Source organism: uncultured Brachyspira sp., from assembly GCF_944390595.1.
Classification (GTDB): domain Bacteria; phylum Spirochaetota; class Brachyspiria; order Brachyspirales; family Brachyspiraceae; genus Brachyspira.
Genome location: NZ_CALXRN010000121.1, coordinates 1 through 13866 on the forward strand (window position 1 = coordinate 1; position 13866 = coordinate 13866).

Here is a 13866-nt window from a genome sequence, read left to right on the forward strand (position 1 = left end):
TAATCATTAAAATTGGCTTTTGTTTTTTAATTGTATTTATAGCTCCTTCCAAAAATTTTTGCTCAAAACCTTCCAAATCTGTTTTTATTAAACCTACTTCTATATTATTATCTTCAACAAACTTATCCAGTGTAATCATCATTGTTTTTTCTTCTATTAAATCTGATTGTTTTTCAGTTTCAATAGATAACATTCCACTATGATTACCATCATAAAATATAGAAAACTCTTTATTTTCATTACCTAAAGCCATATTAATAGGCACTACATTTTTAATATCATTCAACTCTATAGTTTTTAATAGTAAATTATAATTACTTTTAAATGCTTCAAAACTATAAACTTTATTATTAGTATATTCTGAAAAGAATACTGCAGAATCTCCTAAGAATGCCCCAGCATCTATAATATTTTTACTAAAAATTTTATTCATATCATGTACATTTTCTATACCATGTCTTTCATATAATACATTTATTCCAACAGAAAATCTCGAAAGTAAATACTTTTTATATATAAAACATTCATCATTAACTTTTGATATTTTTTTATAAAAATTATTTCTAATAGTATTTAAATTTTCTAATTCATCTTTATGAAAAAATATCTTATCATTTATATTATTAAAATTAGTTATACAAAATACTATATCATAAACGATATCAATACTTTTATCATCCAAACCATTTATTAATCTTTTATATCTAGATATAAAATCATTATCTTTTTTGAAAGATTTTCTAAACTCTATTATAGTTGACAAATCCCATATTTCTTCATCTAAATCTATAAGCATTATTAAATATTCTCTAACAGCATCTCTCAATTTTCTGATTGGAATATAATATACTATTCTATTTATTGTATCTAATTTCATAAAAAATCCTTATACCAATAATTAGATTATTATATATCAAATCAAATAAAAAACAATACTTAATATTATATATAAATTAAATAGTAAACAAAGTATAATATAATTACAAATTATATAATTTTGATTTCTTTTTTAATGCTATTTTTATCCCAAAAATAATCAACGTAAAATATTCCTCTTCATCAAAAAAGCCAAATAAAGCAAAAGATTTAGATTTTAACCTTTCATATTTATTTTTATATAATCTAAAATTTTCTTCATATTTTTTATATGTAATTGCAGTTCTTTCCAAATCACACAATTGCTCCACAGCAGTACTTACATCAATATAATCATACTCTATTTTTTTCTCTTTTGGTAATTCTAATAATTCTCCAAGTTTATATCCATACTCTATAGTAGTAGTTTTAGTAAATCCACTAGCAGGAGTTAATGTTAATTCTCCAACATATAATTTACTATCTATATTATAAAAATCGACTCTAACTAAATAAAAATTATAACATAATTTTCTAGTCAATTCTAATAACAAATCTAAATTATCTGGCTTTTCTACGCTTATACTATCTTTTTCATCATAAATAAAATGTTCTTCAATTAGTAAAGGTTGTTTATTCCAATTTGTATCATATACAATATACATATGTCCATCATCATGTGATGACAAACCATTCATATAAGCATAAATATAGTATGGTATACCATTAAAACACAAAACACTATATTCATATGAAATGCCTAAATGTGTTTTAATATATTTTTCACATATAATTTTAGGTTTGATATTTTTATATTGCCATTCAAAATCAACATAATAGTGATTGGAAAAAGATTCCATCCAATATCTTAATTTTTCTTTTATTTTATCTACATTAATTTTTGTTTTATCCTTTACTATGATATTTTGTGACCAACCCCAATTTACTTTTAATACAAATTTATTTGGAAGTGAATCAAAATCTATATCATCTGGATTGTCCCAAACTCCTAATAAAGGTATTAAATACTCCTCACCTATTATTTCTTTAACATACTCTCTAACTAAATATTTATCTGCACATTTTGTCATTAAAGGATCATTGTAATACAATTTTAACCATTGAAGTTTCTCATTAAAAGTTTTAGGATTTTCCAAATTTAATTCATAACCTAAACTTTCTTTAAATTTTTTCTTTATTATATCTTCCTTGAATTTCAAATTTTCTTCTTTAGTCATACTTGCTCCAATTTAAACAAAAAACCTATGCTGCAATTTTGTATTGCAACATAGGTTGTAATTTTTGATATTTTGTATTATTATAAAAAAATATGTAATCAATACATATATAGTTAATTAGGTCTGGTCTGGTCTGGTCTGGTCTGGTCTGGTCTGGTCTGGTCTTTTTAAATGCTATTTTTATCCCAAAAATAATCAACGTAAAATATTCCTCTTCATCAAAAAAGCCAAATAAAGAAAAAGATTTAGATTTTAATCTTTCATATTTATTTTTAAATAATATAAAATTTTTTTCATATTTCTTATATATAATTGCAGTTTTTTCTAAATCGCATAATTTCTCTATAGTATCATTTAAATTAATATAATCATACTCTACTTTCTTTTCTTTAGGTAAATCTAACAAATTCCCCCATTTATAGTCATATTCAGATATAGAAAATAACTCCATACCATTGCCATGAGTGAAAGTTAATTCACCAAAATATAATTTATTATCTATTTCATAAAAATCTACTCTTACATGACAAAATTTTAGAGATAATTTATTTGATAATTCTATCATAAGATCTAAATTTTTTGGCTTTTTTATATCACCTAAATATAACCCATAAAAAGAATGAGTTTTAAATTCCTGTTTTTTCCAGTTAGTGTCATAAATGCACCTCGTATGATTTGTAAATCTATCTAAATCAACTTGAATATATTTAACTTTCCCATTAAAACAAAATAATTTATAATCATACAATTGATCATTAACCTGTTTCATATATTTTTCACATATAATTTTAGGCTTTATATTTTTATACTGCCATTCATAATTATAGTAATAAAAATTAGAAAAAGGTTCTAACCAATATTTAAGTTTTTCTTTTATTTCATCTATATTTAATTTAGTCTTATCTTTTACTATTATATTTTGTCCACATCCCCAATTTACTTTTAATACAAATTGATTTGGAAGTGAATCAAAATCTATTTCATCAGGACTATCCCATACTCCTAATAAAGGTATTAAATATTCTTCACCTATTATTTCTTTTACATATTCTCTTACTAAATATTTATCAGCACATTTTGTCATCAAAGGATCATGATAATATAATTTTAACCATTGAAGTTTTTCATTAAAAGTTTTTGGATTCTCTAAATTTAATTCATATCCCAAACTTTCCTTAAACTTTTTTCTTATTATTTTTTCTTTAAAATTTAAATTATCCTTTTTAGTCATATAAAAATCCCAGATTTTTTATTTGATAAAATTACTTTTTTATAGTGATTTTTATACCAAAAATAGTAATTGTTATATTCCCTGTATTATTGTTAATAGCAAATAATTTAAAATTAAATATAGTTAATAGATTAAATACATTAGATTTTTCTAAATCATTAATTTTTTTTACATATTCGGGGTGTCTATTTTTTTCTATCAAATACTTTATCTTTTTTCTTGATTCATCATCTAAAACTTTCTTTTTATATTTATCATAATAAAGTATCTCCTCATAAAATATATAATTGTCTCCTATTATTTCATAATTATTTAAATCTGTACTAGTATTTTCATATATAAGATTTAAATCTGCATTAGCATCTGAAAATATAAGATCTAATTTTGTAAATAGGCATTTATTACAAGTTCCACAGCATTTATTATCTTTTGTTAAAGGAGCATCACATGCCAACATATTATAAATAGCAAGTTTCCAATTTTTAATAGTATTAATCTTATCTATTCTAGTTATAAATTCTCCATCTGTTATAAGTCTAAATCTGTTAGACTGCAATAATTTATTTACAATTGGATTTGATCCTCTACCATCTACATTAATAGAATCGTAATAAATAAATTGATCTGAAGCTATAATTAAATTATTATATGTATCCTGATACAGCATCATTATAGCAACATAAACCACAAGAAAAGTTTCTAATTTAGAAAAAATAGTATCTGTTTCATAATAATTAGTATCTACAAATGTGACATCAAGTCCCATATCTGAAACCATTTTCTTTATTCTTCCTCCTCTTACTTCATGTACCTCCTCTACATTTTCAATTACACCTCTATTTCCACTTATAGCCAATAATTTTTTTATATTTCTATTGTTCCTACCTGCTAATCCATTACAATGTCTATACAATGTTGCAACACTATCCAAACCTCCTGAAAAACACATAACCGCATCATTATTTAATTTTTTAGGCTCATCCACTTCTTCATCAGCAATTATAGTTATATCTTTACATTGTTTAGGAAGCCAAACTTTGTAACATCCAACAAACATCTCTAAATTATCAAGTAAAGATTTACTCACTTTTCCTCTTATTCTACATTCTCCCCCAATAGACATCATTTTAAAAATATTAAAAACAACATACGGATCATATAAATCAGTCAAATATTGTTTCTCTGATATAGGTAATTTTATATATATTTCTTCTTTTTTATCTCCTAAATCCATATCCATAATTTTATAAATAAAACCATCTCTTTCTTCTTCTCTAACTTTTAATTCAAACATCTCATCTCCTTTTTAATATTCAAATTATAAAAAAACAAAAAACCTATGCTGCAATTTTATATTGCAACATAGGTTGTAATTTATTATATTCTGTTGTGTATTTTCCAAATTTAATTCATAACCTAAACTTTTTTTAAATTGTTTTTTTATTATATTTTCCTTAAATCTTCTTCTTTTAGTCATTTAGAATAGCCTTTAATAATTTAGAATTAATAAAGTGTATTACAAATAATAAAAAAGTCAAGTATTCAAGAAAAAAGCTTATTTTTAAAATTATCACGTAACTTTCTAAATGGTATAAACCACGCTATAGTATTTACTAAATTGTTCAATTTTTTTTCTGTAATATCTAATCTTTTTTTAGTATCTATATAATTTATTAAAATAAGAAAATTAAAATAATTATCTATATATTTAATGTTATTATATAACTGATAATCATAATCATTTAAAAAATTATCTTTATTTAAATTTAATTTTTCAATATATTTTTTTATTATTTTATATGCATTTTCTTTATCTTCAAAATTATTTAAAACATATATTAAAAAACTAAAAGAATAATTAAACATGTATTTAAGGTATTCTTTTTTATTATTATCCAAATAAAAATTATAACAATTGTTTATAAGTAGCAATAAAGATTCAAAATATTTTATATCTATAGATTTTTTACTTGTTATTGAATTATTATGTCTTCTATAAAAATATTTTGGAATATGATTATAAGATACTTTAGGATCAAAAATAAGTGCTTTATAAAAAAACTCAACATCTTGATAACATAAAACCGATGAATAATATATAGAATTTTTTATTAAAAAATCTCTATTCCATAATTTTGTCCAAGTAGCCACATTTATACCTTCTTTTGTTCCATCATATAAATTAGATATATTTGCTTTAGAATTACCTTTAAAATCTTTTTTTAAATTATAAACATAATTTAAATCATAAGGTTTAATGCTTTTATCATCATAAACATCATATACATTAAGCATACTAACCATATCAGATTTATAATGAATAGCTGTATTATATAATTCTTCAAAGAAATTTTCTGTTATATAATCATCAGCATCCATAAAAAATACATATTCACCTTTTGCTCTATCTAAGGCAATATTTCTGGATAATCCTGCACCAATATTAGTTTCATTATTAATTAATATAATTCTATCATCATTAATATTTTTTATTATATTAATACTATTATCTTTAGAACAATCATTTATACATATAATCTCTATTTCTTTAAATGTTTGATTTATTACACTATTTAAACATTCTTCTAAATATTTTTCGGCATTATAAATTGGTATTATTATACTTACTTTAATCATAAAAACTCCAATATATCAATGAATAATTATTGAAATTATTATAGCAGTAGTATATCATTATATAAAAAATTATCAATATTAAAGGCTAATTTATGATATTTAAATGTTATGGACCTAATACCATGAATGATATAATAAATAACTCATATAGAATATGTAAAAATATATCAGAAAAAGAGTTATCATATGAAAAAATAGAAAATGGTATAGTAGTTCCTTTTGAAAATGACAATTTTAATATCGGAGTAGTATTTAGAGAAAATGGAACAATATCTGAATTATCTAAAAGGGGTAATATAATAAATATATATGGTAAAAATATAAATAATATATTCAATTCTAATTTTAATAATAAAACTTTATATCTTAATAATATAAAGTTAATATCTGAAAAAGCAGTATTTATGGGAATAGGATATCCTCAGGCACAATATGGTGAAACATTATCAGAATCTATAGACAGATTATGGTATTTATTAGATAAAGATATTAATGAATATAAAATAGTATTTATAAGAGATATATCTCAAGATTGTTTAAATTTATTAAAATTATTTGGCATAGAAGAAAAAAATATAATAATAGCTAAGGAACCTTTAAAATTTAAAGAAGTTGTAGTACCTGAAAAATCATTTAAATTAGATTTACAAATTAATATAAAATACAAAGCTGTAATTAATAAAATAAAAGAAAAAGTTAAGCCATCAAAATACAAGAAAGTATATTTCTCAAGAAATAAATTATCTCAAAAAAGAACACTATTTAATGACCCCATTGATAATACTTTTAAAATAAATGGATATAAAATATTTTATCCTGAAGAACTATCATTATATGAAAAAATATCTATACTAAAAGGTACAGAATATTTTGTTGGTGCTGTAGGATCAAACCAAATGCATATGATATTTGCCAATGATAATTTGGAAAATATAATTATTAATAGAAATGATATAGAGTATTATAATTTTAATTTTGATCTATTAAACAACTCTAGAACAACAATAATATGCGCAAATAATAATTTTTTGCCACCAGCTGTTACAGCAGGACCTTTTTTAATAGGTGCTACAGAATATCTATTTAAATTCTTTGATGATAATAATTTCAAATATAATAAAAAAGATTTTATGTATGAGTATAATCAAATTATAGATTATATATTTACCTGGTCAAAAGTTTATAAAAGAATGTATATAAGAGCAAAAGAATATCTTAATAATAATGTAAAAGAAATATCTAAAGATGAATTATCAGATAAATTAATAGATTTGCAACATAATAGCATAAACGAAAGTACTATACCAATAAAAACTTTTCTATTTATAGGAAAAACAACTAAAATAGGATCTTTCCAAATGGATAATTTTTTTGAAATACATATATTTGGATTAAATATTATTAAAATAAAATTAAATCATGAATTAAATTTAAAAACAAGAATGCTTCATTCTTTAGTAAAATTAATTCCAATATCAAGTCTAAGACAAAAATTAAGAAATAAATATCATTTACCAACGCCACCTTTTTGGAAAGAACAAGAGGAGATAGAATTTAGTAATTTATATAATAAATATAAAAATGAAAAAAAAGAATCTTAATTTTTTAATATAGATTTAAGATTTTCCAAAGATTCTTGATATAATTTATTTGAATAGATAAATATATTCTTAACTTTATTTTGATATTCTTCATCAGACATACCTATTGCATATTTTAAATTCTCTACAAATTCATCATCATTATTATAGATTAAAGAATTACTATTGTCTAAACCATATCTATTAGAAAAAGCTTTATGAACTATAGGTATAATCCCAAAGCCATAAACTAATTGAAAGCTACCAGAAACATCTTCAAAAAATCTTTTATGAGATTCTATATTAGGATCAAGCATTGGTAAAATAAAATCTGACTCCTCTACCATGTTATATAATGATACATAATCTAAATAACCTGTAAACTCCACATGGGATTTAATATCATCTATATTAATATTTAAACCTGAAACCCTGCCTGTCAAAATTAACTTAAAATTATTAATACCAGATTTTATAATATTCCTTATAGCATTAATTAATAAATCTATATTTTTGGCACTATGAACTTCCCTTCCAGTCAAAATAAATTTTATAATATCTTTATTTTTGTTTTTTGATTTAATTTCTCCAAAATAATGAGGATTAGCATATTTACATTTACTGCTATTAGGTAAAAGAGTAATAGTATTTTCCTTACATAATTTTAGATTATCGTCTATAATACTATGTTCTACTCCTACAATTTTTTCAATAGGCATATTTATCTTATTATTAATTTCAAAAATATGGGTAACTTTATTCCCTTTATAAAAACCAAGCGAATTAAAAAACAGATATTTATATTTATTTATAATATTATTTTCTAATATTTTATTTATTTCATCAAAAGTCATATAGAATAAATTAATATTATTAAAGCAAAATTTATTTAATATTTTATCTCTTACCATATCATAATTTACTATAATATCAACATTATAATTTAACTTTTGAAAATAATTAATAAAACTTGGTATAGTTTCACCATGACCACTATTTATTTCTATTATTAAAATTGAATTTTCTCTTATTTTATGTTTGAAAAATAATTTATAATACTCTTTTTTTATAGCTATTTTAATGTTAAAAATATTTAATGACTTAAATTTATCATCTACATCTGTTATACTAAAAAAATTGTTCATTATCATCCTTTAATATTTTTATTATACCATTCAATAATACCAATTTTATCAGTTAACGATTTTACATATTGTAATAAAATATTTCTGTCTATTATTTTATTTTCTATAAATTCATTAACTATATCTGACAATAATTCTAAATAATGATATGTTTTATTTAATCTATTCATATAAAGAGCAACTTCATATAAATCTATAAAAAAATGTGAAAATAAACCATTTAAATATAAAACATAACTTTCAAAATTATTTTTTATTAAATAATCCTTAATATCTATAAAAACATCCTTAATATCTGTGAAATATTTATCATTTTTTATTGACGAATTTGTAATTGATGTATCTCTATTGTATGTATAAAAATATAAGTTTAATGGAATATATACAAGACTTTTAGCATGCAAAAATATCTTAAAATTATATGATACATCTTCACCTCTATGAGAATCTAATATATCATTATAATTTAATTTTTCTAATAACTCTTTTTTATATAGTTTAGTCCATAATCCCATATCTAATGGATTATTTCTTGAAGAATAAAATTCTAAAACATATTCTCCATATATGGTAGTATAAGGAATACGTTCTATATTTGAATTTCTAAATGTCATATCATCTACATTAAACATATTGTAACTATAGCAAACTATATCAACATTATTTTTTATCATCTCATAAAAACTTATTTCATAAAGATTTAAAGATAAAAAATCATCTCCATCTATAAAAGATATAGCATACCCTTTTGATATAGATAAACCAACCATCCTAGATTTACCCGCTCCAAAATTACTATCATTTTTAATATATTTTATTCTTTTATCTTTATTAGCATATTCAGTACATACTTTATCATCTTCTTCCAAAGGAGAATAATCATTAACTAATATAATTTCTATATTTTTTAAACTTTGATTTATAACACTTTCTAAACATTGAACTAAATATCTTCTTCCTAAATTATAAACAGTTATAATTACAGAAACAAAAGGTTTTGTGCTATCTAAATTTGATATATAGTCCTTTGTTAAATTTTGATATGAACATGATGAAACTAAATTATTTAAAATAGTATTTTCTTTTTTTAGTTTTTCTATCTTTTCATCTAATTGTTTTAATTTTAATCTATTTGGTTTTGTAGTAATAGAAATACCAAAAATTTTTCTCTTACAATTTATACCTTCATCTCTTTTAGAAAATAAAAATTTAAACATAAAAACTCTAAAAATCAAATATTTTATATTATAATATTAATAACTATATTTGTCAATTAATCACTTTATTCTAATCTTTAAACCAAGAATTCTAATAAAAACTTTTTTTATATTATTTTCTTTTTCTTCTTGAATAGAAAATAAGACTCTCAATATATTACTTATACTTATAACTAATGGTTCATAATAACATTTTTTATTTTGTACGTTTATACTAATACCAAATAATCTTATAGAAGTATTATATCCATTAACTATTGCAGAAAAGAAATAAGGAAGAAGTTTTTTATTAATTTTTTCTAATTTTTCTTTTTTATTCAAATAGTATTTATTTTTTAATATACATTCATTATATTCATTTATAAAATCTTGGGAAAAATAAGAATTTAAAACTTCTATATAATCAGAATTATTTTTATCAATTTTATTTTTTATAAACTCATAATGTCTATATGATAAAAATAAAAACTCATAGTAGTATAATTTATCTTTTTTTATACTGCATAGAAAATTATATAAAGTATCAAGAGAATATCTCAAATCACTGCATATAGTTTTATATTTATCTAAACTTAATTCATCAGATGATTTATTACTCACACTTACATTGCAACGATATTTATAAAGTTTCTTATCTATAGCTTTATATGATTTTGCAAAATAAAAAGCAATTACACCTTGAAGCATATCCTCAGAAAATACACATTTTTTATCTTTTATATATTTAAAAGCCTCAACCATTATTTCTCTTTTAAAAATTTTTGCACATATTGTACTGGCAATATTAACTAAAAGTATTTCATTAAATAAATAATTTTCATCAATTACACTTAATTTTGTGGAACTATATCTTTCAATTTCTTTTTTTTGTTTTTTATCATCTGTTACTGCCAACATATCAAAATGTATTACATCATATTCTTTATCTTGTAAAATATTAATCACTTCTTCAAATGTATTTAATTCAAGCTCATCATCAGAATCAATATATGTAACATATTTAGAACTAGATTTTAAAGTACCATTTTTCCTAGCAACTAAAGGACCGCTGTTTACTTTATTTTCAATATATATTATTCTACTATCTTTTTCTTTATAAGATTCTATAATTTGTTTAGAATTATCAGTTGAACAATCATTAACTACAATAATTTCTATATCTTTAAAAGTTTGATTTATTAAGCTGTCTAAACATTTAGAAATATATTTTTCAGTATTATATACTGGTATTATAATGGAAAATAAAGACATATAAAACTCTCAATCATAATTTGAAATATTATATCATAAATATATAAAACAACAAATTATAATTTGATTTTTATAAAAAGTATCTTAATATACTTATCATTTTTATTATCAGTATTAATAGAAAATATATTTTTTAATAAAGAGTTAAAAGATATTATTTTAGGTTCTTTTAAACATTTATTATTTTTTAAATTTATTTTTATACCCAAAATTTTTATATTTATATAATACTCATACATTATAATAGAAAAAAAGTATGGAGTAAGTTTATTAATAATACTTTTTTCTCTTTGTATTTTTAAATCTTCGTATTCTTTTAAATTCAAATACATATTAATAATATTCACATCAAAATAACTTTCTAATACATCTATAAATTTGTTTTTGTTTTCATTGTTTACTATTTTTTCTTTTAAAAATCGATACTGATTGTAGTATATAGTATAATAATAAAATCCATACAATAATTCAGTACCTTGATTTTTCAAAAATGAAAGAAACTCATTACATGCTATAGAAGAACCCTTACATAAAATATCATATTTTTCTACCGACATTAAACTACTATCTCTGTTACTGCTGCTTTCCCCTATACTTATATGGTAAATATATAATTTATTATTTATAGCAGAATAACTTGATGAAAAATAAATTGTTATTAAAAATTGAAGCATATCTTCAGCATTATTTAATCTTACATCAGGTATATAATCAAGAGATTTTTTTATCAATTCATTTTTGTATGCCTTTCCGCACATATTATGCGGTAATTTTTCTTGTGCAACCTCATAAAATAAATATTTTTCATTAATCAAATTTCTTGAAGATGAAAGATACCATTCAACTTTATTAATTGCTTTTGTTTTTTCTTTGGCACTAATATTTAAATTATCATCTAATACAGCCTCAGCAGAAAAATGTACAATATCAACTTCTCTTTTTTTGTATTCCTCATATATAAGCTGACATGCATTAATATACAATTCATCATCAGAATCAAGATAAGTAATATATTTTCCATTAGCATTTATACTTCCTGTTTTTCTTGAAGCTAATGTACCTTTATTAATATCATGCTTTATATAAAAGATTCTTTCATCATTATATTCTTTTACTATTTCATCACAATTTTTTGGAGAACAATCATTAACTATTATTATTTCTATATCTTTAAAAGTCTGATTAACAACACTGTCTAAACATCTTTTTAAATATTGCTCAGTATTGTAAACAGGTATTATTATAGATATAAAAGGTTCTCTATTATCCATGAATTACTCTCTAAACTGCAATGAATATAAATATTGATATTTTCCTCCTTTATTCATCAATTCTTCATGAGTACCAGATTCTATTATTTTACCATCCTCAACAACGCATATATAAGTAGCATTTTTTATAGTAGAAAGCCTATGAGCAATAACAAATGTAGTTTGAAGATTGATAATCTCATTTAATGCCTTTTGTACATACATTTCACTTTCAGTATCCAAAGCACTAGTAGCTTCATCAAGAATTAATATAGAAGGTCTTCTTAAAACAGCTCTGGCTAATGCTATACGCTGACGCTGACCTCCGGAAAGCATTATACCTCTAGGACCGATATGCGTATCATAACCATTAGGTAATTTCAATATAAACTCATCAGCATGTGCCATTCTTGCTGCCCTTATCATATCATCATCTGTAGCATTAGTATCACCGTATATTATATTATCTCTAACTGTTCCGTAAAATAAAATATTTTCCTGAGATACAACACCTATATGCTGTCTTAAACTTCTAGTATTAATTTCATTATAATCTATACCGTCAAATAAAATCTGACCTGATGAAGGTAAAAATAATTTAGGTATCAAAGTAACTAAAGTAGTTTTTCCTCCTCCAGAATTACCTACAAAAGCAATTATATCGCCTTTTTTAACTTTAAAATTTATAGGTCCTAATTTAAATGGTTCTTCATTACCGCGTTTAGGATATTCAAACTCTACATCTTTAAATTCTATAGAACTTTCTATAGGATTCATAGGCATCTTTGTCTTATCGTCAACATCTTCCTGAGGCAAATCCATCATTTGAAATACTCTTTTGCCTACTACTTTAGTAGTTTGTAAACCAACAAAAAGACCAGATAAATCTCTTACAGGTGTAGAAATATTAAGCATGTAAAGTAAAAATCCCCATAAAAATTCAAAAGGCATCTCCCCATTAAATACTAAATATCCGCCATAAGCCAATATAAGCAGCATAGCAACGATCATTATTAATTCTACTAATGGTCTATTTAATACTGAAATCATAGTCATTTTTCTTGAATAATCTATTATTTCATTGTTGTATTTGATATATCTGTCAACTTCAACATCTTCTTTGGAAAATATTTTTATAACTTCAATTCCTCTCATATTCTCCTGCATTATACCGCCCATATTAGCATTCATTTCCTGAGATTTAGCAATTCTAGGCTTTATAAGTTTTGATATCATATCAGTACCTATAGCTATCAAAGGACTTGCTATTAAACATACTAATGTAAGTTTAGCATTCAAAAAGAACAATACTGCTAATGTAAGTATTAAAGTTAAAGGTATAGTGATCATATTCGGAAAAGTAGCTGTAACAAAACTAGATATAACACTACCCTCATTTATACGTGCTAATATTGTTCCTTCTCTTTCCTGCTTAAAATATCCTATATCAGTATTTAATACA

Annotated in this window: 11 protein-coding genes; 1 reads left to right on the top strand and 10 read right to left on the bottom strand. The window is 22.0% G+C overall.

Features of this window, described 5'->3' with window-relative positions:
* The 5 genes from Q0J90_RS06885 to Q0J90_RS06905 all read right to left on the bottom strand — a co-directional run.
* Positions 1-877: FkbM family methyltransferase (locus Q0J90_RS06885; RefSeq protein WP_297277199.1), on the bottom strand; the 877-nt coding region annotated here is incomplete at its 3' end.
* 103 nt (positions 878-980) lie between these two features.
* Positions 981-2093, bottom strand: coding sequence for an ATP-grasp fold amidoligase family protein (locus tag Q0J90_RS06890; RefSeq protein ID WP_297277200.1), 1113 nt, complete (start codon positions 2091-2093; stop codon positions 981-983).
* A 25-nt stretch (positions 2094-2118) separates the two neighbouring features.
* On the bottom strand, positions 2119-3324 hold the full coding sequence (locus Q0J90_RS06895; RefSeq protein ID WP_297277201.1) for an ATP-grasp fold amidoligase family protein: 1206 nt from the start codon (positions 3322-3324) through the stop codon (positions 2119-2121).
* Between the two features lie 31 nt (positions 3325-3355).
* On the bottom strand, positions 3356-4618 hold the full coding sequence (locus tag Q0J90_RS06900) for a hypothetical protein (RefSeq protein ID WP_297277202.1): 1263 nt from the start codon (positions 4616-4618) through the stop codon (positions 3356-3358).
* A gap of 248 nt (positions 4619-4866) precedes the next feature.
* Positions 4867-5961 carry a glycosyltransferase family 2 protein gene (locus tag Q0J90_RS06905; RefSeq protein ID WP_297277203.1) on the bottom strand — a complete coding sequence of 365 codons (1095 nt, stop codon included), beginning with the start codon at positions 5959-5961 and terminating at the stop codon, positions 4867-4869.
* A gap of 92 nt (positions 5962-6053) precedes the next feature.
* On the opposite strand from Q0J90_RS06905, the gene Q0J90_RS06910 reads away from it, so the two are divergent.
* Positions 6054-7562, top strand: coding sequence for a glycosyltransferase family 61 protein (locus tag Q0J90_RS06910; protein WP_297277204.1), 1509 nt, complete (start codon positions 6054-6056; stop codon positions 7560-7562).
* Here the strand turns inward: Q0J90_RS06910 and Q0J90_RS06915 are convergent.
* From Q0J90_RS06915 to Q0J90_RS06935, 5 genes are all read right to left on the bottom strand, one after another.
* Positions 7559-8686, bottom strand: a complete 1128-nt coding sequence (locus Q0J90_RS06915; RefSeq protein ID WP_297277205.1) for a hypothetical protein — start codon at positions 8684-8686, stop codon at positions 7559-7561. The genes Q0J90_RS06910 and Q0J90_RS06915 overlap by 4 nt on opposite strands.
* Positions 8687-8688: 2 nt before the next feature.
* On the bottom strand, positions 8689-9903 hold the full coding sequence (locus Q0J90_RS06920) for a glycosyltransferase family 2 protein (RefSeq protein WP_297277206.1): 1215 nt from the start codon (positions 9901-9903) through the stop codon (positions 8689-8691).
* Positions 9904-9963: 60 nt separating this feature from the next.
* Entirely contained in the window at positions 9964-11154 is a 1191-nt protein-coding gene (locus Q0J90_RS06925; RefSeq protein ID WP_297277207.1) for a glycosyltransferase family 2 protein, read from the bottom strand.
* 56 nt (positions 11155-11210) lie between these two features.
* Positions 11211-12425 (bottom strand): glycosyltransferase family 2 protein, encoded by a 1215-nt coding sequence (locus tag Q0J90_RS06930; protein ID WP_297277208.1) that lies wholly within the window; start codon positions 12423-12425, stop codon positions 11211-11213.
* Positions 12426-12428: 3 nt separating this feature from the next.
* Positions 12429-13866 (bottom strand): ABC transporter ATP-binding protein (locus Q0J90_RS06935; RefSeq protein WP_297277209.1); only part of this gene is annotated, 1438 nt, incomplete at its 5' end.